Source organism: Streptomyces sp. Edi2 (assembly GCF_040253635.1).
Taxonomy (GTDB): Bacteria; Actinomycetota; Actinomycetes; order Streptomycetales; family Streptomycetaceae; genus Streptomyces.
Map to the genome: position 1 here is coordinate 6,665,029 of NZ_JBEJGX010000003.1, position 25,674 is coordinate 6,690,702.

14 protein-coding genes, 1 tRNA gene and 1 rRNA gene are annotated in these 25,674 nt (G+C 71.0%); 12 read left to right on the plus strand and 4 right to left on the minus strand.

All coding sequences use genetic code 11. The features are described from left to right. Positions 1-53 precede the first annotated feature (53 nt). From rrf to ABR737_RS32715, 3 genes are all read left to right on the plus strand, one after another. Positions 54-170 (plus strand): 5S ribosomal RNA (rrf, locus tag ABR737_RS32705). A 116-nt stretch (positions 171-286) separates the two neighbouring features. After that, the gene (locus tag ABR737_RS32710; protein ID WP_350254449.1) at positions 287-964 is read left to right on the plus strand and encodes a DegT/DnrJ/EryC1/StrS family aminotransferase; all 678 of its coding nucleotides are present in this window, start codon (positions 287-289) and stop codon (positions 962-964) included. Positions 965-1,039: 75 nt separating this feature from the next. Next, positions 1,040-1,115 (plus strand) — tRNA-Thr (locus tag ABR737_RS32715). A 268-nt stretch (positions 1,116-1,383) separates the two neighbouring features. Here the strand turns inward: ABR737_RS32715 and ABR737_RS32720 are convergent. Then, on the minus strand, positions 1,384-4,014 hold the full coding sequence (locus tag ABR737_RS32720) for a SpoIIE family protein phosphatase (protein ID WP_350257011.1): 2,631 nt from the start codon (positions 4,012-4,014) through the stop codon (positions 1,384-1,386). 302 nt (positions 4,015-4,316) lie between these two features. Between ABR737_RS32720 and ABR737_RS32725 the strand changes: the two genes are divergently transcribed. The 9 genes from ABR737_RS32725 (at position 4,317) to ABR737_RS32765 (ending at position 18,607) form a co-directional block, all read left to right on the plus strand. Continuing rightward, on the plus strand, positions 4,317-9,866 hold the full coding sequence (locus ABR737_RS32725; protein WP_350254450.1) for a HAMP domain-containing protein: 5,550 nt from the start codon (positions 4,317-4,319) through the stop codon (positions 9,864-9,866). Between the two features lie 255 nt (positions 9,867-10,121). Further along, the gene (locus ABR737_RS32730) at positions 10,122-10,781 is read left to right on the plus strand and encodes a response regulator (protein WP_129293893.1); all 660 of its coding nucleotides are present in this window, start codon (positions 10,122-10,124) and stop codon (positions 10,779-10,781) included. Between the two features lie 92 nt (positions 10,782-10,873). Then, positions 10,874-13,660 carry a DNA translocase FtsK gene (locus ABR737_RS32735; protein WP_350254452.1) on the plus strand — a complete coding sequence of 929 codons (2,787 nt, stop codon included), beginning with the start codon at positions 10,874-10,876 and terminating at the stop codon, positions 13,658-13,660. A gap of 223 nt (positions 13,661-13,883) precedes the next feature. Continuing rightward, complete coding sequence (locus tag ABR737_RS32740; protein ID WP_350254454.1) at positions 13,884-14,690, plus strand: helix-turn-helix domain-containing protein; 807 nt, start codon at positions 13,884-13,886, stop codon at positions 14,688-14,690. A gap of 103 nt (positions 14,691-14,793) precedes the next feature. After that, positions 14,794-16,290 carry a 30S ribosomal protein S12 methylthiotransferase RimO gene (gene rimO, locus ABR737_RS32745; RefSeq protein ID WP_350254456.1) on the plus strand — a complete coding sequence of 499 codons (1,497 nt, stop codon included), beginning with the start codon at positions 14,794-14,796 and terminating at the stop codon, positions 16,288-16,290. Next, complete coding sequence (gene pgsA / locus ABR737_RS32750; protein WP_350254457.1) at positions 16,287-16,928, plus strand: CDP-diacylglycerol--glycerol-3-phosphate 3-phosphatidyltransferase; 642 nt, start codon at positions 16,287-16,289, stop codon at positions 16,926-16,928. Before rimO ends, pgsA begins: the two co-directional genes overlap by 4 nt. After that, a complete protein-coding gene (locus ABR737_RS32755; RefSeq protein WP_350254458.1) occupies positions 16,925-17,461 on the plus strand; it encodes a CinA family protein in 537 nt (178 codons plus the stop codon). The genes pgsA and ABR737_RS32755 overlap by 4 nt, the downstream gene beginning before the upstream one ends. 94 nt (positions 17,462-17,555) lie before the next feature. Beyond that, the gene (locus ABR737_RS32760) at positions 17,556-17,939 is read left to right on the plus strand and encodes a helix-turn-helix domain-containing protein (RefSeq protein ID WP_086720541.1); all 384 of its coding nucleotides are present in this window, start codon (positions 17,556-17,558) and stop codon (positions 17,937-17,939) included. A gap of 197 nt (positions 17,940-18,136) precedes the next feature. Next, positions 18,137-18,607 carry a Dps family protein gene (locus tag ABR737_RS32765; protein WP_350254460.1) on the plus strand — a complete coding sequence of 157 codons (471 nt, stop codon included), beginning with the start codon at positions 18,137-18,139 and terminating at the stop codon, positions 18,605-18,607. 529 nt (positions 18,608-19,136) lie between these two features. Here the strand turns inward: ABR737_RS32765 and ABR737_RS32775 are convergent. From ABR737_RS32775 to ABR737_RS32785, 3 genes are all read right to left on the minus strand, one after another. After that, complete coding sequence (locus tag ABR737_RS32775; protein ID WP_350254462.1) at positions 19,137-19,913, minus strand: SDR family NAD(P)-dependent oxidoreductase; 777 nt, start codon at positions 19,911-19,913, stop codon at positions 19,137-19,139. 61 nt (positions 19,914-19,974) lie between these two features. After that, positions 19,975-20,820: an Fpg/Nei family DNA glycosylase gene (locus ABR737_RS32780; RefSeq protein ID WP_350254463.1), complete on the minus strand. Its 846-nt coding sequence runs from the start codon at positions 20,818-20,820 to the stop codon at positions 19,975-19,977. A gap of 69 nt (positions 20,821-20,889) precedes the next feature. Further along, positions 20,890-25,665, minus strand: a complete 4,776-nt coding sequence (locus ABR737_RS32785; RefSeq protein WP_350254465.1) for an ATP-dependent helicase — start codon at positions 25,663-25,665, stop codon at positions 20,890-20,892. Positions 25,666-25,674: the final 9 nt, after the last annotated feature.

The following is a 25,674-nucleotide window of genomic DNA, read 5'->3' on the forward strand; positions in this document are numbered from 1 at the left end:
AGGTTCTGAAGTAACGACCTGTGTTTTTGCCGGGTTGGTTAACTTCATAGTGTTTCGGTGGTCATTGCGTTAGGGAAACGCCCGGTTACATTCCGAACCCGGAAGCTAAGCCTTTCAGCGCCGATGGTACTGCAGGGGGGACCCTGTGGGAGAGTAGGACGCCGCCGAACAATTTTTCAGCTCCGGTCCCTGAACCTTCGTGGTTCAGGGACCGGAGCTTTTTTGTTCTGATTTTCGGGTGGTGGGTGTAACTCGACGTTCATCTGACCTGAGCAGGATCCGTTTCATGCGGACAGTAGGAGCGCTCAAGTCGGCCGGTGTCAGTGCTGGGGATGAGGTCGTGGTGCCGGCGTATGGCAACGCCGAGGTCGCCCGGGCCGTGCTGGAGTTGGGCGCGGTGCCGGTGTTCGCCGATGTGGACGGCGACAGTTACTGCCTGGACCCGGCCGCGGTGTCGGATGTGGTGACCAGCCAGACGGCTGCGATCGTCGCGATCCACCGGTTCGGTCGGCAGGCGGACACCGGGTGGATCCGTGAAGTGGGTCAGCGGCGCGGCCTGTTGGTGCTCGTGGAGAACGAACCCGGGGCGGACCCGGAGGGCGCCGAGCTGCGGCGGGCGCATGCGTCGTACCTGGACGGCAGGCTCAGCGGGGTCCGGACGCCCACACCGGCGGCGGGCCACAGCTACGAGCAGTATGTGGTGCGGGTACCCGGCAATGGGCGGCCCGACCGGGATGCGTTCGCGCGGGCGCTGCGGGCCAAGGGCGTTGCCTGCAGGGTGCCCGTGCTGGCTCCGGTGTACCGGATGCCGGGGCTGCGGCGGGATGTCTTTCTGCCGCAGACCGAGCGGGCGGTGGACGAGACCCTGGCGTTGCCGGTGCACGCGGGGATGTCGCGGCGGGAGCTGCACAAGATGGTCGGTGCGTGCAATGCGCTCGGCGGGCTCCTGCAGCCGGCCTTTTAGTCGAGTAACGGTGCACCGGGCGGTCGACGATTCGAACCTGCCGCCGAGTTGGGGTAATATCTATTCCGCTGCCGCGCCCCAATAGCTCAGTCGGCAGAGCGTCTCCATGGTAAGGAGAAGGTCTACGGTTCGATTCCGTATTGGGGCTCCAGAGGATAAAGGCCCCCGCCATTCGGCGGGGGCCTTTGTCGTATGCCGATCCGGTGCCGGTGCAGTGCCGATCCGGTGATGTCGTATCAGCCCCGAGGGCGGGAGCCATGGGCCGTGTTGTGGGCGGCGGTTGGGGCGGCTCCGGGAATGGCTTCCCGTAAGGGGCGGGCCAGGGCAGTCGGTCGTGCGGCACAGCGCATGAGGCGGGCGGTGGTGGCAGGGGAGCGGCCGGGGGCCGTGAGTGGTGGGCGTCGGCCGCTCCCTGAGGGTCAGTCCGCCTGGGCCTCGGGGATGCGCATGGCGAGGATGGCCATGTCGTCGGAGGCGGGTTCGGCGGCAAAGCGTTCCACGGCGCGCAGCACGCGGGCGGCGACGGCGCCGGCCGTCAGTCCCGTACAGGTGGTCAGGAGGTCGGTGAGGCCGTCGTCGCCGAGCATGCGGGTGCCCTCGCGGCGCTCGGTGACGCCGTCGGTGACGCACAGCAGGACATCGCCGGGGTCGAGTCTGACGGTCTGTTCGTAGAGCTCCAGATCGTCCATGACGCCGAGGAGCGGCTGGGGTTCGGCGGCCGGCTCGACGGTGCCGTCCTGGCGGAGACGGAGCGGAAGGGGGTGGCCGGCGCAGACGACCTTGAGGACGGCGCCGCCGTCTGCCTGGGGCCAGAGCTCGCCGTAAAGGAGCGTCAGGAAGCGGCTGCGGGCGCCCTCGTCGAGGATGGCGGCGTTGAGGCGTTCCAGGACGGCGGGGCCGCCGAAGCCCTCGCGGGCGAGGAGACGCAGCGCGTGCCGGGCCAGGCCCGTGACGGCGGCCGCTTCCGGGCCCGTACCGCAGACGTCGCCGATGGCGAAGCCGTAGGCGCCGTCGCGGATCGGGAAGATGTCGTAGAAGTCGCCGCCGACCTCGTTGCCCTCGCCGGCCGCGCGGTAGATGACCTCGACCTCCACGCCGGGGATCGCGGGCTGCTCAGGGGGCAGCAGGCTGCGTTGCAGGGACTGGCTGATGGCCGTGCGCTCGGAGTAGAGGCGCGCGTTGTCCAGGGCGAGCGCGGCCCGGCGGGAGAGGTCTTCGGCGAGCTCCAGGATCTCCTGGCGGAAGTGCTCCTCGGTGGGCTTGCCCAGGGTCAGCATGCCGATGACGCGGTTGCGGGCGACGAGGGGAAGGACGACCGTCTCGCCGCCCACCGCGGAGGCGGTGGCGAGGGTGGCGCCGGGGCCGGTGGAGGGCCGGGCGGCGTTGCCCAGGCCCAGGCTGCGCATGGAGGTGCGCAGGGCGGCGTCGTGCGCGGCGTCGCCGGGGGCGGTCCAGATACGGGCACCGGGGGTGGGGACCGGCTCGGGCGGGTCGACCTTCATCAGCAGCGTCTTGAGGCCGTCGATCCGGTCCTCGTCCTCGTGCAGCACATAGGACAGCTCGGGCTCGGAGGTCTGGTCGGCGACGGTGTAGACCGCGCACCACGTGGCGAGGGTCGGGACCGTCATCTGGGCCATCAGGGCCAGGGTCTGGTCCCGGTCGAGGGTCCCGGCCAGCAGGTCGGAGGCCTCGACGAGGAAGGAGAGGGAGCCGCGGCGGAGCTTTTCCAGCTCGGTGAGGCGGGCGCGCTCGACGGCGAGGGCGATGCGGTCGGCGGCGAACTGGAGACGCAGCGCCTCCTCGTTCGTGTAACGCCCTGCGCCCTCTGCGGCGACGCCGAGCGAGCCGGTCAGCCGGCCCTCGACCTTGAGGGGGACGGTGACGACCGAGCGCATGCCCGTGCCGCTGAGGAGGGGGACGGCGCCGGGGACCGCGGTGAGGTCTTCGTGGACGGCGGGCATCCGGGCGGAGCCGTAGCGTCCGGAGCCGGCCTCGACGGGGACGCGGGCGAACCGCTGGCGGGCGGAGGGCAGGCCCGTGGAGGCGCGGACCTCCAGTTCGGTCTCGTCGTCGGTGGCCAGGAGGAGGTAGGCGGCGTCGCCGTCGAGCATGTCGCGGGCCCGTTCGACGGTGCGCTGGAGCAGGCCGTCGAGGTCGTCGGGGGCCGGTGAGCCGATGAAGACCTCGAACGGGTCGGAGGCGCGTCCCTCCGACGAGCCGGCCTGGGAGGCGGCGTCCGGGGCGGGGGTGCGCTGGGGGCTCTGCAGGATGGCGCGCTCGTGGTCGCGCACCAGGAGGCAGACCGTGGAGGCCTCGCCGTCGGCGTCGCGGACGCGCAGGTGGGAGGCGTAGACGGGGACGACCCGGCCGTCGGAGCCGCGGATGCCGTAGGAGCCTTCCCAGCGGGAGAGCTGCAGGGCCTCGACGATGCCCGTGCCGGTTCCGGGGGTGTGCGGCCAGGCGGCCAAGTCGGTGAGTGGTTTGCCGATGACCTGCTCGGGGTCGTAGGCGAAGAGGTCCTGGGCGTCCTCGTTCCAGAAGCTGATGCAGCTTCCGCGGTCGATCTGGATCACCGCGACGCGGACGCGGGTCTCGGCGACCGGGAGGGCGTCCACCGGCAGGGCGGGGCCGGCGGAACGGGTGCCGGCCGGCCGCTCGGGGAGGTCGAGGTGGAACCATACGTGTTTTTGTGCGGCGGTGTACTCGACGCCCCAACGGGTGGCGAGCGCGCCGCACAGCAGCAGGCCGCGGCCGCCCTCGCGGTCCGGGTGGACGACGACCTGGCCGGCGTTCTGGAGCGGGATCTCGCGTTCGGGGTAGCGGTCGGCGACGGTAATCCGTACGCCGTCCTCGTTGCGCAGACACAGCACATCGGCGGCGGTGCCGGCGTGCACCACGGCGTTGGTGACCAGCTCGCTGGTCAGCACCACGGCGTCGTCGACGATGTCGGCGCAGCCCCAGCCCTGGAGGGTGTCGCGGACGAAGGCACGGGCAGTGGCGACCGAGCGCCCGACCGGCTCGAATGTTGCGGCGGCCCGCGCGGTGATCACTGGTCTCCTCATGCGTGTGTCGGTGATCTGCTCCCCCATACTCGCGGCGCCCTCCGAATAAACCTGTGGTGCCTCCACCACTGCCCGTGCTCGATGGCCGGGACGATGGACAGCCGTATGCCAGGTTACTTACCTTCGCCGCACCCGAGGATGCCGGTCACGTGTGTTTCCGCCCCAATCGTGCCCCGGGACGGTGTGCGATGCTGCCGAACTGTTATGGCCTGGTTGGGCCATGGTGAAACACTGGGCACGTATCAAGAGAAAGCCCGGGTAGAACGGTCGACCCTTGCGGGAGGGACACGGTGGAGTCTGGCGCAGCGGCGCGGGGCGCAAGCACGCGCGCGAAAGGCGGACGTTCCCGGAACAACGGGACGACCGAGGTGGATACGGCTGCGCTGAATCGGCTGTTGGTCGCTCTGGTCGCGATGCGGGACGGGAACTTCCGCAAGCGGCTCACGGTTTCCGGCGATGGCGTCATGTCGGAGATCGCGGCGGTCTTCAACGAGGTTGCGGATCGCAATCTGCATCTCACGGGCGAGCTGACGCGGGTGCGCCGGGTCGTCGGCCGTGAGGGAAAGCTCACGGAAAGGCTGGAGGTCGGCGCCGCCGAGGGCTCCTGGGCCGCGGCGATCGACGCCTCGAACGCCCTGGTCGACGACCTCGTACGGCCCGTCTCCGAGGTGGGACGGGTGCTGTCGGCGGTGTCCGAGGGCGACCTGGAACAGCGGATGGATCTGCGCTCGCGCAGTTCGGACAGTTCTTCGGAGCACCCTCTGCGGGGTGAATTCCTGAAGGTCGGCCGTACGGTCAACGGACTGGTGGATCAGCTCTCCGCGTTCACCGACGAGGTCACCAGAGTGGCCAGTGAGGTCGGTACGGAAGGCAAGCTCGGCGGCCAGGCGCGGGTGCGCGGAATGTCGGGTTCGTGGAAGGACCTCACGGAATCCGTCAACACCATGGCGTCCCGGCTGACGGCGCAGGTCCGTGACATTGCTCTCGTCACCACGGCGGTGGCCAAGGGTGATCTGTCGCGCAAGGTGACCGTCCATGTCTCCGGCGAGATGCTGGAGCTGAAGAACACCGTCAACACGATGGTGGACCAGCTCTCCTCGTTCGCCTCCGAGGTGACGCGGGTCGCCCGGGAGGTCGGCACCGAGGGCGAGCTTGGTGGTCAGGCGCAGGTCCCCGGCGTTGCCGGGGTGTGGAAGGACCTGACGGATTCGGTCAACCTCATGGCCGGCAACCTCACCGCGCAGGTGCGCGGGATCGCCCAGGTCACCACTGCCGTCGCCAATGGCGATCTGTCGCAGAAGGTTACGGTCAGTGCACGCGGCGAGGTCGCGCAGCTGGCCGACACGATCAACACCATGACCGAGACGCTGCGGACCTTCGCGGACGAAGTGACGCGGGTGGCGAACGAGGTCGGCGCGGAGGGGCAGCTCGGCGGTCAGGCGCAGGTGCCGGGCGCGGCCGGGACGTGGAAGGACCTCACCGACTCGGTGAACACCGCCTTCCGCAACCTCACGGCGCAGGTGCGGGACATCGCGCAGGTGACGACGGCGGTCGCCAACGGTGATCTGTCGCAGACGGTCACCGTCGATGTGGCCGGTGAGATGCTGGAGTTGAAGAACACCGTCAACACGATGGTGGGTCAGCTGTCGTCGTTCGGTGCCGAAGTGACGCGCGTTGCGCGGGAGATCGGTGTCGAGGGTGAGCTGGGCGGCCAGGCCGCGGTGCCCGGGGCGGCCGGGACGTGGAAGGACCTCACGGACTCCGTGAACACCGCCTTCCGCAACCTGACCGGGCAGGTGCGCAACATCGCGCAGGTGACGACGGCGGTTGCCAACGGCGACCTGTCGCAGAAGGTCACCGTCGATGTCTCCGGCGAGATGCTGCAGCTGAAGAACACCGTGAACACCATGGTGGATCAGCTCTCCTCGTTCGCCGACCAGGTCACCCGGATGGCCAGGGACGTGGGCACGGAGGGCCGGCTGGGCGGCCAGGCCCGGGTGGACGGCGTCAGCGGCACCTGGAAGGAACTGACCGACTCCGTCAACTTCATGGCGGGGAACCTGACTTCCCAGGTGCGGCAGATCGCGCAGGTGACGACGGCGGTCGCGCGTGGCGACCTGTCGCAGAAGATCGACGTGGACGCGCGCGGCGAGATCCTGGAGCTGAAGAACACCATCAACACGATGGTCGACCAGCTCTCCGCCTTCGCCGAGCAGGTCACCCGGGTCGCCCGGGAGGTCGGTACGGACGGCAGGCTGGGCGGTCAGGCGCAGGTGCCGGGCGTCGCGGGCGTCTGGCGCGATCTGACCGACTCCGTGAACGGCATGGCCGGCAACCTGACGGCCCAGGTCCGCAATATCGCGCAGGTCGCGACGGCGGTGGCCCGCGGTGACCTGTCGCAGAAGATCGACGTGGACGCCCGGGGCGAGATCCTGGAGCTCAAGAACACCCTGAACACCATGGTCGACCAGCTCTCCTCGTTCGCGGAGCAGGTCACCCGGGTCGCCCGCGAGGTGGGCACCGAGGGCATCCTGGGCGGCCAGGCCGAGGTGCAGGGCGTCAGCGGCACCTGGAAGGACCTCACCCAGTCCGTCAACTTCATGGCGAACAACCTCACCTCGCAGGTGCGCAACATCGCGGAGGTGACGACCGCGGTGGCCCGCGGTGATCTGTCCAAGAAGATCACCGTCGATGCCAAGGGCGAGATCCTGGAACTGGTCACGACCGTCAACACGATGGTCGACCAGCTGTCGTCGTTCGCCGAGCAGGTGACCCGGGTGGCGCGTGAGGTGGGCACCGAGGGTCAGTTGGGCGGCCAGGCGCGGGTGCCGGGCGCGACCGGGATCTGGCTGGACCTCAGCGACAACGTGAACCTGATGGCCAACAACCTGACCATCCAGGTGCGCAACATCTCCCAGGTCTCGGCGGCGGTCGCCAACGGAGACCTGACCAAGAAGGTCACGGTCGAGGCGCGCGGCGAGGTCGCGCAGCTCGCCGACACGGTCAACACGATGGTCACGACGCTGTCGTCGTTCGCCGACGAGGTCACCCGGGTGGCCCGTGAGGTGGGCACCGACGGCATCCTGGGCGGTCAGGCCCGCGTCCCCGGCGTCGCCGGTACGTGGAAGGACCTCACCGAGTCCGTGAACTCGATGGCCAACAACCTGACCGGCCAGGTCCGCAATATCGCCATGGTCACCACCGCCATCGCCAAGGGCGATCTGACCAAGAAGATCGACATCGATGCGCGGGGTGAGATCCTGGCGCTGAAGACCACCATCAACACCATGGTCGACCAGCTGTCGTCCTTCGCCGAGCAGGTCACCAGAGTGGCCCGTGAGGTGGGTACGGAAGGCCAGCTGGGCGGTCAGGCACAGGTGCGCGGCGTGGCCGGCACCTGGCGGGACCTGACCGAGTCGGTGAACGAGATGGCCGGGAACCTGACCCGTCAGGTGCGGGCCATCGCCGCGGTCGCCGCGGCGGTCACCCTCGGCGATCACAACGTCCGGATCGACGTGGACGCGGCCGGCGAGATCCTGGAGCTCCAGGACAACGTCAACACGATGATCTCCACGCTCCGCGAGACCACCCTCGCCAACGAGGAACAGGACTGGCTCAAGGGCAACCTCGCCCGGATCTCCGGTCTGATGCAGGGCCGGCGCGACCTCAAGGACGTCGCCACCCTGATCATGAGCGAGCTGTCGCCCGCGGTCTCCGCCCAGCACGGCGCGTTCTTCCTCGCCGCGCAGCCCGACAGCCACGAGATCGGGGCGGACGGCGGCGAGGCGGGCGCGTACGAGCTGCGGCTGATGGGCTCGTACGGCTACGCCATGGGCGGGATGCCGACGACCTTCCGGCCGGGCGAGACGCTGATCGGCACGGCCGCGGAGGAGGGGCGCACCATCCTGGTGGAGAACGTCCCGTCCGGGTATCTCAAGATCGCCTCCGGGCTGGGCGAGGCGCCGCCGGCGAATGTGATCGTGCTGCCGGTGCTCTTCGAGGACAAGGTGCTCGGCGTGATCGAGCTGGCGTCCTTCCAGCCGTTCACCCAGATCCAGAAGGACTTCCTCAGCCAGATCGCCGAGATGATCGCGACCAGCGTCAACACCATCTCGGTCAACACCAAGACCGAGGTGCTGCTCAAGCAGTCGCAGGAGCTGACCGAACAGCTCAAGGAGCGCTCGGGCGAGCTGGAGAGCCGGCAGAAGGCGCTGGAGCTGTCCAACTCCGAGCTGGAGGAGAAGGCCGAGCAGCTGCGGGCGCAGAACCGCGACATCGAGGTGAAGAACACCGAGATCGAGGAGGCGCGGCAGGTCCTGGAGGAGCGCGCCGAGCAGCTTGCGGTCTCGATGCGCTACAAGTCGGAGTTCCTGGCGAACATGTCGCACGAGCTGCGGACGCCGCTGAACTCCCTGCTGATTCTGGCCAAGTTGCTGGCCGACAACGCCGAGGGGAATCTCTCCCCGAAGCAGGTCGAATTCGCCGAAACCATCCATGGCGCCGGCAGCGACCTGCTCCAGCTGATCAACGACATCCTGGACCTGTCGAAGGTCGAGGCCGGAAAGATGGACGTCAGCCCGACGCGGATCGCGCTGGTCCAGCTCGTCGACTACGTGGAGGCCACGTTCCGGCCGCTGACCGCGGAGAAGGGACTCGACTTCTCCGTACGGGTCTCCCCGGAGCTCCCGGCGACACTGCACACCGACGAGCAGCGGCTGCTGCAGGTGCTGCGCAATCTGCTGTCCAACGCGGTGAAGTTCACCGACAGCGGCGCCGTCGAGCTGGTGATCCGGCCGGCCGGTTCGGATGTTCCGGTGGCCATCCGCGAGCAGCTGCTGGAGCACGGTTCGCTGCGCGACCCGGACGCGGACATGATCGCCTTCTCGGTGACCGACACCGGTATCGGTATCGCGTCGAGCAAGATGCGGGTCATTTTCGAGGCGTTCAAGCAGGCGGACGGCACGACCAGCCGCAAGTACGGCGGCACGGGCCTGGGTCTGTCCATCAGCCGGGAGATCGCCCGGCTGCTGGGCGGTGAGATCCATGCCGCGAGTGAGCCCAACCGCGGCTCCACGTTCACGCTCTACCTCCCGCACAACCCGGGCGGCCTGCCGCCGCAGGGCTATCCGCAGCTGGTGGCCGGCGGGATCGCGATGGACGCGGAGGCGCGGGAGACGGAGGTCGGGCGCCTGGAGGCCGAAGAGCAGCAGAGCCGCGAGCTGGACTCCGGGGGCAGCCTCAACCGGCGCCGCCGCCGGGCGGTTTCGGGCTCTGCGCGCCGCTTCGAGCTTCCGGGACGCCAGCAGCCGTCTCCGGCGCCGTCCCAGGCCCTTCAAGCTTCCCGGGCCCCGCAGGCTCCCCAGGCGGCTGAGGCGCCGCCGCAGCCGGTCGCGCCGCAGCCCGCCGAGGAGCCCTGGATCGGCAACGGCCAGGATCTGGTGGATCCCGCTTTCGAGGGCGGTTTCCATGGCGAGAAGGTGCTGATCGTCGATGACGACATCCGCAATGTCTTCGCGCTCACCAGCGTCCTGGAGCAGCACGGGCTGTCGGTGCTGTACGCGGAGAACGGGCGCGAGGGCATCGAGGTGCTGGAGCAGCACGACGACATCGTGCTGGTCCTGATGGACATCATGATGCCGGAGATGGACGGCTATGCGACCACGGCGGCGATCCGCCGGATGCCGCAGTTCGCCGGACTTCCCATCATCGCGCTGACCGCGAAGGCGATGAAGGGCGACAGGGAGAAGAGCATCGACTCCGGAGCCTCCGACTATGTGACCAAGCCGGTGGATACCGATCATCTGTTGTCGGTCATGGAGCAATGGATGCGCGCGGAGTGAGGGAGCGTCCAGTATGGAGGCGTAAGAGGATCATCGCGTGTTGACTCAGTGTCGCCGTGGACGTGTGGAAGCGCAGGATTCGGGGAACCTTCTGGTCTCTGTCTGCGTTTCTGCTACGTGCACAGTGACATCGCGGTGACAGGGTGTGGCGACAGGCGGGGTGCAGCTACCATGACCGGCACAAGGACGGGCGGCATGACGGAGTCGTCCCCTGGGGCGGCGTCCGGTTCCATGCCGGGGCGAGGAGGACGGGCCATGGTGCAGAAGGCCAAGATCCTCCTGGTCGATGACCGGCCGGAGAATCTGCTGGCGCTGGAGGCGATCCTCTCTGCGCTCGATCAGACACTGGTGCGGGCATCGTCCGGGGAGGAAGCGCTCAAAGCACTGCTCACGGACGACTTCGCGGTGATTCTGCTCGATGTGCAGATGCCGGGGATGGACGGGTTCGAGACCGCCGCGCACATCAAGCGGCGGGAGCGGACCCGCGACATCCCGATCATCTTCCTCACGGCCATCAACCACGGCCCGCACCACACCTTCCGCGGCTATGCGGCAGGCGCGGTGGACTACATCTCCAAGCCGTTCGACCCCTGGGTGCTGCGCGCCAAGGTCTCGGTGTTCGTCGAGCTGTACATGAAGAACTGCCAACTGCGCGAGCAGGCCTCCCTGCTGAGGCTGCAGCTGGAGGGCGGGCGGCCGAGCGCCGACGAGGCGCGGGAGTCCGCGGGGCTGCTCGCCGAGCTCTCCGCGCGGCTGGCCGCGGTCGAGGAGCAGGCCGAGGCGCTGTCCAAACAGCTGGACGAGACGGCAGACGCGGCGGCGGTCGCCACGGCCGCCCATCTGGAACGCAAACTGACGGGTCTGCGCCGGGCTCTGGACGCTCTGGAGCCGGGGGCGGGCAGCGTCGCGGGGTGACTGACGCCCTTTCATGAGGCGGGCGCGCGACACGTTCGGGTGAAGCGCTGTGCGCTCGTGTGATGCCCGCGTTCGCCTGTAATCTCGTCGCCATGGCCTCACGTACGTCCGGCAAGGGAACCCAGAGCACGGCGGGACCCTCCAAGCAGCGCGCCGGACGGACCGCGGGCGCCGCCAAGAAGACCGCCGCGAAGAAGGCGCCCGCCAAGCCGCCGGTCAAGAAGACCGCGGCCGCGAAGAAGGCTCCGGCCAAAAAGGCTCCGGCCAAGCGGGCTCCGGCGAAGAAGGCCGCTCCCAAGCCGGCGCCGTCACCCACCGGCGGTGTCTACCGCCTCGTCCGTGCCTGCTGGCTGGGGCTGGCGCACACCATCGGGGCGGTGTTCCGCGGTATGGGCCGTGGCGCGAAGAACCTCGATCCGGCGCACCGCAAGGACGGGCTGGCGCTGCTGCTGCTCGGCCTGGCGCTGGTCATCGCGGCCGGTACGTGGTCGAACCTCAGCGGCCCGGTCGGTGACCTCGTCGAGCTGCTGGTGACCGGGGCGTTCGGCCGGCTCGACCTGGTCGTGCCGATACTGCTCGGCGGCATTGCGATCCGCCTCATCCGGCACCCCGAGCGGCCGGAGGCCAACGGCCGGATCGTCATCGGGCTGTCCGCCCTGGTCGTCGGTGTCCTGGGCCAGGTCGCCATGGCCTGTGGCTCGCCCGGCCGGGACGACGGTCTGGCCGCCATACAGGATGCCGGCGGCTATCTGGGGTGGACCGCGTCCAAGCCGCTGATCTTCACCGTCGGGCAGACCCTGGCCGTGGCGCTGCTGGCGCTGCTGACCGTCTTCGGGCTGCTGGTGGTCACCGCGACGCCGGTGAACGCCATCCCGCAGCGGCTGCGGGCGCTCGGTGTCCGGCTGGGCGTGGTGCAACCGGACGAACCCGAGGAGTACTTCGACGAGGCCGAGGACTACGCGGAGGAGTGGCGCGAGCAGCCCGCCCGCGCGCCGCGGCGCCGCGCCGCCGCACCGGCCGCGAGCGACCCGGAAGCGATAGAGGAAGCGGCCCTGGCCCAGCGCCGCCGCCCGCGCCGGGCCTCCGCACAGCCCGCGGCGGACCGGCCGATGGACGCGGTGGATGTGGCCGCGGCGGCGGCCGCAGCGCTGGACGGTGCGGTGCTGCACGGTGTCCAGCCCTCTCCGCTCGTCGCCGGGCTCAGCAGCAGCATCTCCGGGGAACGCCGGGAGCAGGACGGCGAGGACACCGCGGGGGAGAGCGGCACGGTGCCGCCGGCCCGCGGCGCGGAGCCGAAGCCGTCCGCGGCCGAGGACACCCCGGCCGTACCGGACTTCACCAAGGCGCCGCCGGAGCCGTCCGGCGAGCTGCCGGCCCGGGCCGAGCAGCTGCAGCTGTCCGGTGACATCACCTACTCGCTGCCCTCGCTGGACCTGCTCGCGCGCGGCGGGCCCGGCAAGACCCGCAGTGCCGCCAACGACGCCATAGTGACCGCACTGACCACGGTCTTCCAGGAGTTCAAGGTCGATGCGGCGGTCACCGGCTTCACCCGCGGCCCGACGGTCACCCGCTACGAGGTCGAGCTCGGCCCGGCCGTCAAGGTCGAGAAGATCACCGCGCTGGCCAAGAACATCGCCTACGCCGTGGCCAGCCCCGACGTCCGGATCATCAGCCCGATCCCCGGCAAGTCCGCGGTCGGCATCGAGATCCCCAATACCGACCGCGAGATGGTCAACCTCGGCGATGTGCTGCGGCTGGCCGATGCCGCGGGCGATGAACATCCGATGCTGGTGGCGCTCGGCAAGGACGTCGAGGGCGGCTACGTCATGGCCAACATGACCAAGATGCCGCACGTCCTGGTGGCCGGCGCCACCGGCTCCGGCAAGTCCTCCTGCATCAATTGCCTGATCACCTCGGTCATGGTGCGGGCCACGCCGGAGGACGTCCGGATGGTGCTGGTCGACCCCAAGCGCGTCGAGCTGACCGCGTACGAAGGCATCCCGCACCTGATCACGCCGATCATCACCAACCCCAAGCGCGCCGCCGAGGCGCTGCAGTGGGTGGTGCGCGAGATGGACCTGCGCTACGACGATCTCGCGGCGTACGGCTTCCGGCACATCGACGACTTCAACGAGGCGGTGCGCAGCGGCAAGGTCAGCTCGCCCGAGGGCAGCGAGCGCGAGCTGGCGCCCTATCCGTACCTGCTGGTGATCGTCGACGAGCTGGCGGACCTGATGATGGTCGCGCCGCGCGATGTGGAGGACTCCATCGTCCGCATCACCCAGCTCGCCCGCGCGGCAGGCATCCATCTGGTGCTCGCCACCCAGCGCCCGTCCGTCGATGTGGTCACCGGCCTGATCAAGGCCAATGTGCCCTCCCGGCTCGCGTTCGCCACCTCCTCGCTCGCCGACAGCCGGGTCATCCTCGACCAGCCGGGCGCCGAGAAGCTGATCGGCAAGGGCGACGGGCTGTTCCTGCCGATGGGTGCCAACAAGCCGGTCCGTATGCAGGGCGCGTTCGTGACCGAGGCCGAGGTCGCGGCTGTGGTCCAGCACTGCAAGGATCAGATGGCGCCGGTCTTCCGCGACGACGTCACCGTCGGCACGGCGAAGAAGAAGGAGATCGACGAGGACATCGGTGATGATCTCGATCTGCTCTGCCAGGCCGCTGAGCTGGTGGTTTCCACGCAGTTCGGGTCGACCTCGATGCTGCAGCGCAAGCTGCGGGTGGGCTTCGCCAAGGCGGGCCGGCTGATGGACCTGATGGAGTCACGCAACGTCGTCGGGCCGAGCGAGGGGTCCAAGGCTCGTGACGTTCTTGTGAAGCCTGATGAGCTGGATGGAGTGCTGGCGGTGATCCGGGGGGAGGCTACCGAGTAGCACAGACATCCGGGCCGCACGGACGAGAAAAGAAGGCAACCGTTTCGCCTGCCGATACGTCAAGTTGAGGGAGATGAGGGAACGATGCTCCACCATCGAGCCCCAGGGCACCGCCGACGGCGTTCCGATGGCGTAAAACCCTGCTCTCCCGCTTGCCCGACCCTTTCGCTCCACCCCTAGACTGAACTTCCAGCAGGTGGCTACACGCTCGAAAGGCGCCCCCGTGTCCATCGGCAACTCCCCCGAAGCAGACCGGCCTTCCGTCGGCGCTGCCCTCCAGAAGGCCCGTATCGGAGCGGGACTGACCGTCGAAGAGGTCAGTACGACGACACGGGTGCGCATCCCCCTCGTGCAGGCGATCGAGCAGGACGACTTCTCCCGCTGTGGCGGCGATGTCTACGCCCGGGGGCACATCCGGGCGCTCGCCCGCGCGGTCTCCCTTGATTCCCGACCGCTGATCGACCAGTTCGACGCCGAGCACGGCGGACGGCCCGCGCCGACCCCCGCCGCACCGCTCTACGAAGCCGAGCGGATCCGTTCCGAGCCGCGCCGCCCCAATTGGACCGCGGCGATGGTCGCGGCGATCGTCGCGGTGGTCGGGTTCATGGGCTTCACGCTCTTCACGGGCAACGGCAAGAGCGACAGCGGCCCGATCGCGGGCGGCGACGCCAATGCCAAGCCGGCGCCGGCGCCCACCCGCCATCCGTCGACCATCAAGCCGCCCGTCAAGCCCGATCCCTCCGACAGCGCCGTCGCCGGACTGCCGAAGGACAAGGTCACGATCAAGGTGACCGCCCGTGACGGCCAGAGCTGGATCTCCGCCAAGGACGCCAACGGCAAGCTCCTGGAGGACGGCCTGCTCAAGAAGGGCGAGTCCAAGACCATCACCGACAAGGAACGCATCGACCTGGTCCTCGGCAATGCCGGAGCCGTACAGCTGTACGTCAACGGCAAGGAGGTCAAGAAGGTCGGCGACAAGGGCACGGTGGAGCGGCTCAGCTATACGCCGGGGGACCCCCAGGCGGGCTGAGAGCCCTCCCCGGCGGGTGCCGACCGCCCGTGCCGGGCACCCGGAACGGGCGGCGGAGACCTGCGCGCCAAGGGGGTGGCCGGGACAAAGTAGGCTGAGGCCTATGCCCGAACGCCGTACCGTCGCCCTTGTCACTCTTGGCTGCGCCCGTAACGAGGTGGACTCGGAGGAGCTCGCAGGCCGCCTGGCAGCGGACGGCTGGGACCTCGTCGAGGAAGCCGCCGAAGCCGATGTCGCCGTCGTCAACACCTGTGGTTTCGTCGAGGCCGCGAAGAAGGACTCCGTCGACGCCCTGCTGGAAGCCAACGATCTGAAGGATCATGGCAGAACCCAGGCCGTGGTGGCCGTCGGCTGCATGGCCGAGCGCTACGGCAAGGAGCTCGCCGAGGCGCTGCCCGAGGCCGACGGCGTGCTCGGCTTCGACGACTACAGCAGCATCTCCGACCGCCTGCAGACCATCCTGAACGGCGGCATCCACGCCGCACACACCCCGCGCGACCGCCGCAAGCTGCTGCCGATCAGCCCGGCCGAGCGCCAGGGCTCCGCCGGTGTCGCGCTGCCCGGCCACGCCCAGGCCGAGCCGGCAGCGGCCCCGCCCGAGGACCTGCCGGAGGGCATCGCGCCCGCCTCCGGGCCGCGTGCGCCGCTGCGCCGCCGGCTCGGCAGCAACCCCGTGGCCTCGGTGAAGCTGGCCTCCGGCTGCGACCGGCGCTGCTCGTTCTGCGCCATCCCGTCCTTCCGCGGCTCCTTCATCTCGCGCCGGCCCTCCGATGTGCTCGGTGAGACGCGCTGGCTGGCCGGGGAGGGCGTCAAGGAGATCATGCTGGTCTCCGAGAACAACACCTCCTACGGCAAGGACCTCGGCGACATCCGCCTGCTGGAGACGCTGCTGCCGGAGCTGGCGGCGGTCGACGGCATCGAGCGGATCCGGGTCAGCTATCTGCAGCCCGCCGAGATGCGGCCGGGGCTGATCGACGTCCTGACCGGTACCGACAAGGTGGCGCCGTACTTCGATCTGTCCTTCCAGCACTCGGCGCCCGGGGTGCTGCGCTCCATGCGCCGCTTCGGCGGCACCGACAGCTTCCTGGAGCTGCTGGAGACGATCCGTACGAAGGCGCCGCAGGCAGGTGCCCGCTCCAACTTCATCGTCGGCTTCCCCGGGGAGAGCGAGAGCGACCTCGCGGAGCTGGAGCGCTTCCTCACCGAGGCCCGGCTCGACGCCATCGGCGTCTTCGGCTACTCCGACGAGGACGGCACCGAGGCCGCCTCGTACGAGGACAAGGTCGATCCCGATGTGGTCGCCGAGCGGCTGGCGCGGGTCTCGCGGCTGGCCGAGGAGCTGACCGCGCAGCGCGCCGAGGAGCGGATCGGCGAGACGGTGCGGGTGCTGGTCGACCGGAACGACGACGAGGACGGCCTCGTCGGGCGGGCCGCACACCAGGCGCCGGAGACCGACGGCGTCACCCTGCTGTCGACCGACCGGGAACTGGAGCCCGGTCGTATGGTCGAAGCAAAGGTGGTGGCGAGCGAGGGCGTGGACCTCGTCGCGGAGGTGCTGTCGGTGGAGGGCACAGGGTGTACCGAGGAGGCGGCCAGATGAGCGGAGTCCCGGCTTCCGCATCTGGTGGCCCGCGCACGGCGCCGGTCGTCCGGCAGGCCGGGCTGTGGAACATCGCCAACCTTCTGACGATGCTGCGGCTGGTGCTGGTCCCGGCCTTCGTGCTGCTGCTGATGCACGACAACGGAACGGACCCCGTCTGGCGCGTCTTCGCCTGGGCCGCCTTCGCCGTCGCGATGATCACCGACGTCTTCGACGGCCATCTGGCGCGTACGTACAACCTGGTCACCGACTTCGGCAAGATCGCGGACCCGATCGCGGACAAAGCGATCATGGGTGCGGCGCTGATCTGCCTGTCGGTGCTGGGTGATCTGTCGTGGTGGGTGACCGGCGTGATCCTCTTCCGGGAGCTCGGCATCACGCTGATGCGGTTCTGGGTGATCAAGCACGGAGTGATTCCGGCCAGTCGTGGCGGCAAAATCAAGACATTGGCACAGGGCATCGCGGTGGGGATGTACGTCCTGGTGCTGACCGGCCCCCTGGCGACCTTCCGCTGGTGGGTGATGGCGGTGGCCGTCGCGCTGACCGTGGTCACCGGGTTCGACTACATCCGGCAGGCCGTGGTGCTGCGCCGGGCCGGACTGGTGCAGGAGCGGGCCGAGCGGGACGCGGCACGGTGAGCGGGCCGGGTTCTGCCGCGGCCGGGGCGCTGGAACTGCTCGCCGGGCGTGGGCAGAGCCTGGCGGTGGCCGAATCACTGACCGGCGGGCTGGTGGCGGGCGCCCTGACCGCCGTCCCCGGGGCCTCGCGGGTGGTCCGCGGCTCGGTCACGGTGTACGCCACCGACCTCAAGCGGGAGCTGCTGGGCGTGGACGCCGCCCTGCTGGCCGCGTGCGGTGCCGTGGACGGGGAGGTCGCGCGGCAGATGGCGCGCGGTGTGCGGCGGGTGCTGGGTGCCGACTGGGGCATGGCCACGACGGGGGTGGCCGGCCCCGATCCTCAGGACGGGTATCCGGTGGGCACCGTTTTCGTGGCGGTCCAGGGGCCGGACGGCGCCGGGCAGGTGCGGCGGCTGGCGCTGGAGGGCGATCGTGACCGGATCCGCCAGGACACCATTGACGCCGTGCTCGCAATGCTGTTGAGCGAACTGACAGAAAATACGCGGGCACAGGATACGGAACAACACGGGGGGAATGGATGTTTGCAGCCCTGAGTGAACACGTACTTGCACCCCGCACGCCTCCAGCCCGAGGCGGTACGGTGGGGCGAGAAGGATCCGGATCCGAGGTCCGAGGAGGGAGCCAGCGATGATTCTGCTTCGTCGCCTGCTGGGTGACGTGCTGCGCCGACAGCGTCAGCGCCAGGGCCGAACCCTGCGCGAGGTCTCTTCCTCCGCCCGGGTATCGCTCGGCTATTTGTCCGAGGTGGAGAGGGGGCAGAAGGAGGCTTCCTCCGAACTGCTCTCATCGATCTGTGACGCGCTGGACGTGCGCATGTCCGAGCTCATGCGGGAGGTCAGCGATGAGCTGGCACTCGCCGAGCTGGCAGCGTCCGCGGCCGCGAGCGACCCGGTGCCCGCACCGGTGCGGCCGAAGCTCAATTCGGTGTCCGTCACGTCCCTGGCCGGTGTGCCGGAGGAGCGCGTGACCATCAAGTCCCCGGCCGATGTCGTGGATGTCGTCGCGGCCTGACACCCCTGTTCGTACGTACCGGAGCCCCGGTGGGCAGCAGCCCGCCGGGGCTCCGTGCTGCCCGGGCGCGGGCGGGTGTGCGGGACGGAACGGGACCCCGGGGAGGGCCCCGTACGGGCCGTCCGGGCAGCTCGGAACGGGCGATTCATTTATACGATGGCCAAATCGGATAAATCGCCTGAATCAGGAGTGTCTGGATGTCTGTCGTCAAGAGCACGCTGTCCGACAAGGACAGCAAAGTGGTCGGGACCGCCCTGCAGGGAGCGCTCGTCGACCTGGTGGACCTGTCTCTCGTGGCGAAGCAGGTGCACTGGAACGTCGTCGGGCCCCGCTTCCGCTCCGTACACCTGCAGCTCGACGAGGTGGTCACCAGCGCACGGCAGCATGCCGACACGGTGGCCGAGCGGGCGTCCGCGATCGGGGTGTCGCCCGACGGGCGCGCCATCACCGTCGCCAAGACCAGTGGCATCAGTGAGATCACGGATGGCTGGATCAAGGACGGTGATGTGGTGCGGGCGATGGTGAACGCGCTCGGCGCGGTCATCGGGCGGATGCGCGAGCGGATCGTGGCCACCGCGGACCCGGACCCGGTCAGCCAGGACATCCTCATCGGGCTGACCGCCGACCTGGAGAAGCACCACTGGATGTTCCAGGCCGAGTCCCACTGACGGACCGCGGGCGCTCGCCGAGGTGCCGCGGCGTCGGCCGTGGGGCTGGGGCGCCCGCCGGGGCCGGCTTGCCGGGGCGTGCCGTGCGGGCCTGCGGTGACCGCTGCGGGGTGCGCGGCGTCGAGGTTCGTTGCGGGGCTTGTGGGGCGGGCTGCGCGCCGGAAATGCCCCGGTGCGCCCTCCCGCAGGGCGGTGGGACCCGTCTAGCGTCGGCCGGAGGAGGCAGCCATGGGGTGGCGTGACGTCGCGGCCCGTGCGTCGGCCGGCCGGCGCCCGCGGGCCGTACCCGGGCGCTGGATATCCGCGGCCGTCGTCGGGGCCTTGTGGTGGTGGGCGGCGGTCCGGCTGGTGGTGTGGCCGCAGTCGGCGGGGGTGGTCGAGGGGGTCGTGGCGCTGGGCGGCTGGGGGCTCAGTCTGCTGCCGGTGCACTGTGTGCCGCGGCCGGACCGGCCTGACGGCGGCCCGCGGCGCGCCCTGGTCCGGGTGGTCAGGGGGTTTCGCGGGGTGTGGGGGGCGTGGGGGGCGTTGGTCACCAGGGCATGGCGACGCCGCCGTTCGGGCGGAGGATCTGGCCGGTCATGAACGACGAGGCGTCCGACGCCAGGTGCAGCACGGTGTGGGCGATGTCCTCCGGCTCTCCCACCCTCCCCAGGGGCGACATTTGGATCATCGGCCCCTCCGCCTGCTGCTGGGCGTGGGCGGTGTGCCGCTCGGTCATCGCCGTACGGATCCAGCCCGGGGCGACGGCATTGACGCGTATGCCGTGCCTGCCCACCTCCGTGGCCAGGGTCTTGGTGAGCTGGACGACGGCGGCCTTGGCGGCGCCGTAGCAGAGCAGGCCAGGTGCCCCGGTGTCGATCGCGCCGGAGGCCATGTTCACGACGGAACCGCGGGTGGCGGTGGCGATCATGGCGCGGGCCGCCTCCTGGCAGCCGTGGAGCACGCCCTTGAAGTTGGTGTTCCAGACCCGGTCCAGCTCCGCGTCCTCGGTCTCCAGGACGGGGGAGGAGTACATGATCCCGGCGATGTTCGCCATCACGTCGAGGCGGCCGGTGGCGCTGCGGGCGGCGTCGACGACGGCGGCGATCTCGTCGCGCCGGGTGACATCGAGGTGGTGGGCGTGCGCCGAGCCGCCTGCCGCGGTGATCGCCGCCGCGGTCGCCGTGACGCCCTGGTCGTCGAGATCGGCGCAGTGGACGGTGGCCCCGGCCTCGGCGAGGAGGACGGCGGTGGCACGGCCGATACCGCTTGCCGCGCCGGTGACGATCGCGGTGCGGCCCGTGAGGTCGTACGCCGTGAAGGGCATGGGGTGAGGGTAGGGAGGAATCTGACGGGGCGTCAATTGGTGGGACGTGATGCGTTACGGCTCAGTCGGTGGGCCCCGTGTCCGGCGGCTCGGGCTGGCAGGCGGGGCACCAGTAGGTGACGCGGTCCTCGGCGGCGGGGTCCTGGTCGGCGGTGCGGATCGCGGTGCCGCAGTACAGGCAGGGGCGGCCGGCCCGGCCGTAGACCCACAGCCGGCGGTCGGGGCGGGCTCCTCCGCTGCCCTGGAGCGGGTGCGGGCGGTAGCCCCAGGGGGTGGTGGTGCGGGCGGGGCGGTGCTTGTTGGCCTCCAGGAGCTTTTTGGCGAGCGCGGGCAGGCGCTCGGGCCGGGGCAGTTGCCCTACGGGGAGCCAGGGGGAGGCGCGCAGCAGAAAGCACAGCTCGGACTTGTAGACATTGCCGATGCCGGCGAGATTGCGCTGGTCGAGCAGGGCCTCGCCGAGCGGGCGATCGGGGGTGGAGAGCAGCAGGGCGAGGGCTTGTTCCGGGTCCCAGTCAGGACCGAGGAGATCGGGTCCCAGATGGCCGACGACCCGGGGTTCGTCGGTGGTGCGCAGCAGGTCGAGGACGGGGAGGCGGTAGCCGACGGCGGTGTGTGCCGCGGTGCCGAGGACCGCCCTGATCTGATGGGCGGGGCCGCCGCGCCAGCGCTCGGCCGGGGCGTAGATCTTCCATGCGCCGTCCATCCGCAGATGGGAGTGCAGGGTGAGGCCGCCCTCGAAGCGGGCGAGGAGGTGCTTGCCGCGGGAGCGCACCTCCAGCACCTCGCGGCCGGTCAGATCCACCGTGGCGAGCCGGGGGACCCGCAGGTCGCAGCGGGTCAGCGGGTGGCCGGCCAGCGCGTCGCCGAGCCGCTGGGCCAGACGCCAGACGGTGTCGCCTTCGGGCATGTCACCATCATGCCGCGCGGGTGTGCGCGGGCGGGGATCCTGGCGCGGAGGTGGGGTTGCCGCTGCCCGTCACCCCCTCAGCCGCAGTCCCCTCGGGGTCGGGTGGAAGCCGGCGGACTCCAGGGCGGGGGCGTAGGGGGAGGTGAGGGCCGAGGTGCCGTTGATGCGTTCGGTGGTGAGGGTGCCCAGGGCGCCGGCGCGGGCGGCATCCGTGAGTGCCTCGACGGCGAGCTGCAGGCGGGGGTCCGTGGCGGCCGGGGCCGGGTCGTGGCCGAGCGGCCAGATGAGCAGGGTCTTGCCGCCGCGCTCCAGGTAGAGCGTCAGCTCGCCGTCGACGAGGACGACGAGGGAGCCCGCCTTGCGGCCGGGCTTGTGGGCCGAGCCCTCCGGCGGCTCGGGCCAGGACAGGGCGGCGCCGTAGGCATTCGCCGGGTCGGCGGCGGCCAGCACGAGCGCGCGCGGCGGGCCGCCGCGCCGGGACTGCGCCGGGCCGCCGTCCGGCAGGGCGTCATCGGCGGTGCGCTCGCGCTGGGTGCTGACCGCGCGCAGCCGGTCCACCGCGCCGTCCATCGCGAACTGGGCGGCGCCCAGCCCCTCGACCACATAGCCGCGGCGGGCCTGGCCGGACTCCTCGAAGGCGGCCAGTACGCGGTACGCGGCGGAGAACCCGCCCTCGACCCCCTCGGCGGCGACCGCGCCGCGGGTGACGATGCCGTGCCGGTCCAGGAGGGTGCGGGCCAGGGCGTGCGCGCGGTGGGTGGGGTCCGGTTCGGGGGCGGGCAGCAGCGACCAGCGGCCGCCCACGGTCGGCGGGCCGGAGCGGGAGGCGGTGGGGCGGCCGCTGCGGCCCGCGGCCGCGGTCAGCGAGCCGTATCGGCCCCGGGGGACGGCCCGGCGGGCGCGGTGGGCGGTCGAGCCGGCCGTACGGCCCGAGCCGAGGAGGGCGCGCAGCGGGGCCAGGGTGTCATTGGTCAGCCGGCCCGACCAGGCCAGGTCCCACAGGGCGTCGGCCAGCTGGGAGTCGGTGGCCTCGGGGTGGGTGGTGGCGCGGACCTGGTCGGCGAGCTGGCGGAAGAACAGGCCGTATCCGGGGGCGAGGGCGGTCAGCAACGACTCGTGCAGCGCGGTCAGTTCCAGCGGGAGGGGCTGCGGGAGCAGGAGCGGGGCGGAGTCGGCGAGATGCAGACAGACCCAGCCGTCCTTGCCCGGGAGCGCTCCGGCGCCGGCCCACACCACCTCGCCGGTGGTGGTGAGTTCGTCCAGCAGCGCCGGGGTGTAACCGCCGACGCGGGAGGGCAGCACCAGCTTCTCCAGGGCGGAGGCGGGCACGGGGGCGCCCTGAAGCTGCTCGACGGCGCGCACCAGACCGTCGATACCGCGCAGGCCGTGCGACGAGCCGGTGAGCGGCGCCGGCACCCCGCTCGCCGGAGCTGGCCGGGGCGCACCGAGGTGCTGCCACTGGGGGAGGAAGGTGGCGAGCGCGGCGGGCGGCACCGGCTCCAGCTCCTCGCGCAGCGCGGCGAGCGAGCGGCGGCGCAGCCTGCGCAGCACCTGGGCGTCGCACCACTCCTGGCCGATGCCCGCGGGGTGGAACTCTCCCTGGACGACCCGGCCGGCCGCGGCGAGGAGATGCAGCGCGCCGTCGGTGACGGCCGTGCCGAGGCCGAAGCGGGCGGCGGCCTGCTCGGAGGTGAACGGGCCGTGGGTGCGGGCGTAGCGGGACAGCAGATCGCCCAGCGGGTCCTTGACCGGTTCTGTGAACGACTCGGGGACGCCGACCGGCAGTGCGGTGCCCAGGGCGTCGCGGAGCCGGCCGGCGTCCTCGACGGCGGCCCAGTGCTCGGTCCCGGCGATCCGCACCGCAATGGCCCGGCGGGCGGCTGCCAGCTCCCTGGTCCAGGCCGGATCCGCGCCGCGCTCGGCCAGCTCGGCGTCGGTCAGCGGCCCCAGCAGCCGCAGGACGTCGGCGACGCCCTCCACGTCCTTGACCCGCCTCTCGTCCGTAAGCCACTGCAGCTCGCGCTCCAGCCCGGCCAGCACCTCGGCGTCCAGCAGTTCGCGCAGCTCGGCCTGGCCCAGCAGCTCGGCCAGCAGCCGGGAGTCCAGGGAGAGGGCGGCGGCGCGGCGCTCGGCGAGCGGGGAGTCGCCCTCGTACAGGAACTGGGCGACATAGCCGAACAGCAGCGAGCGGGCGAACGGGGACGGCTCGGGAGTGGTGACCTCCACCAGCCGGACCCGGCGCGCCTCGATGTCCCCCATCAGCTCCGACAGGCCCGGTACGTCGAAGACGTCCTGCAGGCACTCGCGGACGGCCTCCAGCACGATCGGGAAGGACCCGAACTCGCTCGCCACCTGGAGGAGCTGCGCGGCGCGCTGGCGCTGCTGCCACAGCGGGGTGCGCTTGCCGGGGCTGCGCCGTGGCAGCAGCAGCGCGCGGGCGGCGCACTCCCGGAACCGGGAGGCGAACAGCGCGGAGCCGCCCACCTGGTCGGTGACGATCCGGTCGACCTCGCCGTGCTCGAAGGCGACATCGGCCGCCCCCACGGGGGACTGCTCGGGGTCGTACTCCGCGCCGCGGGCGGCCAGGCCTGGATCGGCCGGATCGAATGCGGCGTCGCCGTCCAGGAGGTCGAGGCCCAGCAGATCGGCGTCGGGCAGCCGCAGCACGATGCCGTCGTCGGCGTGCATCACCTGGGCGTCCATGCCGTAGCGCTCGGCGAGGCGGGCGCCGAGGGCCAGCGCCCACGGGGCGTGTACCTGGGCGCCGAAGGGGGAGTGGACGACCACCCGCCAGTCGCCGAGCTCGTCACGGAACCGCTCCACGACGATCGTGCGGTCGTCGGGGACGTGGCCGCAGGCCTGCTTCTGCTCGGCGAGGTAGCTCAGCACATTGGACGCCGCCCAGTCGTCCAGCCCGGCGGCGGCCAGCCGGGCCCGGGCGTCGTCCGGCCCCAGCGCACCGAGCTCGCGGAGGAAGGCACCGAGCGCACGGCCCAGTTCGAGGGGGCGGCCCAGCTGGTCGCCCTTCCAGAAGGGGAGCCGCCCCGGTACGCCGGGGGCGGGGGTGACCAGGACCCGGTCGCGGGTGATGTCCTCGATGCGCCAGGACGTCGTGCCGAGCGTGAAGACATCGCCGACGCGGGACTCGTAGACCATCTCCTCGTCGAGCTCTCCCACCCGGCGGCCGCCCTTGCCGGAGTCGCCGCCCGCCAGGAACACCCCGAACAGGCCGCGGTCGGGGATGGTGCCGCCGGAGGTGACGGCCAGCCGCTGGGCACCGGGGCGGCCCGTGACGGTCTGCGCCACGCGGTCCCACACCAGGCGCGGCCGCAGCTCGGCGAAGGCGTCGGAAGGGTAGCGGCCGGCGAGCATGTCCAGCACGGCCGTGAACGCCGACTCGGGAAGCCCGGCGAACGGGGCCGCCCGCCGGACGACGGCCAGCAGCTCCTCGACGTCCCAGGTGTCCATCGCGGCCATGGCGACGAGCTGCTGGGCGAGGACGTCCAGCGGATTGGCCGGCACCCGCAGCGCCTCGATGGCGCCCGAGCGCATCCGCTCGGTGACCACGGCGGCCTGCACCAGATCGCCGCGGTACTTGGGGAAGACGACGCCCGTCGAGACCGCGCCGACCTGGTGCCCGGCCCGGCCGACCCGCTGCAGACCGGAGGCGACCGACGGCGGCGACTCCACCTGGATCACCAGATCGACCGCTCCCATGTCGATCCCCAGCTCCAGACTGGAGGTGGCGACCACGGCCGGCAGCCGGCCCGCCTTCAAGTCCTCCTCCACCTGGGCGCGTTGCTCCTTGGACACCGAGCCGTGGTGGGCGCGGGCCAGCAGCGCCGGGGCGCCCCTGGCCGCCCCGGCCTCGGCCATCAGCTCCGCGGGGGAGTGGTGCTCGGGCAGCGCTTCACCGGTCTGCCGCTCGTAGGCGATCTCGTTGAGGCGGTTGCACAGCCGCTCCGCCAGCCTGCGGGAGTTGGCGAAGACGATCGTGGAGCGGTGGGCCTGGACAAGATCGGCGATCTTCTCCTCGACCTGCGGCCAGATGGACGGCTTCTCGCCGGTCTCGCCCTCCTGGACCGGCGACCCGCCCAGCTCGCCCATGTCCTCCACCGGGACGACCACCGACAGGTCGAAACGCTTCCCGGACGGCGGCTGGACGATCTCCACCCGGCGCCGCGGCGACAGGTAGCGCGCCACCTCCTCCACCGGCCGCACCGTCGCGGACAGCCCGATCCGGCGGGCCGGGCGGCCGGCACAGCGGAGCTCGTCCAGCCGCTCCAGGGAGAGCGCCAGATGCGCACCGCGCTTGGTGCCGGCCACGGCATGGACCTCGTCCACGATCACCGTCTCGACGCCCGCCAGCGCCTCCCGGGCCGAGGACGTCAGCATCAGGAACAGCGACTCGGGGGTCGTGATGAGGATGTCCGGCGGGCGGTTCGCGATCGAGCGGCGCTCGGCGGGCGGGGTGTCACCGGAACGGATCGCGACCGTGAGGTCCGGCTCCGGCAGCCCGAGACGGACCGACTCCTGCCGGATGCCCGTCAGCGGACTGCGCAGATTGCGCTCGACGTCGACGGCCAGTGCCTTCATCGGGGAGACGTACAGCACCCGGCAGCGCTTCTTCGGCTCGGCGGGCGGGGGAGTGCTCGCCAGCGCGTCCAGGGAGGCGAGGAAGGCGGCGAGGGTCTTGCCGGAGCCGGTGGGCGCCACCACCAGGACGTCGGAGCCCGCGCCGATCGCCCGCCAGGCCCCTTCCTGCGCCGCGGTGGGCGCGCTGAACGCCCCGGCGAACCAGCCGCGGGTCGCGGGGGAGAAGGAGTCGAGCGCTGCCTTGGCCATGTCCTCCAT

Excerpts from the sequence above, each read along its gene's own strand:
- ABR737_RS32775 (WP_350254462.1), bottom strand. The coding sequence starts at position 19,913 with ATGCCCTTCACGGCGTACGACCTCACGGGCCGCACCGCGATCGTCACC.
- ABR737_RS32780 (WP_350254463.1), bottom strand. The coding sequence starts at position 20,820 with ATGCCCGAAGGCGACACCGTCTGGCGTCTGGCCCAGCGGCTCGGCGAC.
- rimO (WP_350254456.1), top strand. The coding sequence starts at position 14,794 with ATGCCCGAACGCCGTACCGTCGCCCTTGTCACTCTTGGCTGCGCCCGT.
- pgsA (WP_350254457.1), top strand. The coding sequence starts at position 16,287 with ATGAGCGGAGTCCCGGCTTCCGCATCTGGTGGCCCGCGCACGGCGCCG.
- ABR737_RS32760 (WP_086720541.1), top strand. The coding sequence starts at position 17,556 with ATGATTCTGCTTCGTCGCCTGCTGGGTGACGTGCTGCGCCGACAGCGT.
- ABR737_RS32730 (WP_129293893.1), top strand. The coding sequence starts at position 10,122 with ATGGTGCAGAAGGCCAAGATCCTCCTGGTCGATGACCGGCCGGAGAAT.
- ABR737_RS32710 (WP_350254449.1), top strand. The coding sequence starts at position 287 with ATGCGGACAGTAGGAGCGCTCAAGTCGGCCGGTGTCAGTGCTGGGGAT.
- ABR737_RS32765 (WP_350254460.1), top strand. The coding sequence starts at position 18,137 with ATGTCTGTCGTCAAGAGCACGCTGTCCGACAAGGACAGCAAAGTGGTC.
- ABR737_RS32735 (WP_350254452.1), top strand. The coding sequence starts at position 10,874 with ATGGCCTCACGTACGTCCGGCAAGGGAACCCAGAGCACGGCGGGACCC.
- ABR737_RS32785 (WP_350254465.1), bottom strand. The coding sequence starts at position 25,665 with ATGGCCAAGGCAGCGCTCGACTCCTTCTCCCCCGCGACCCGCGGCTGG.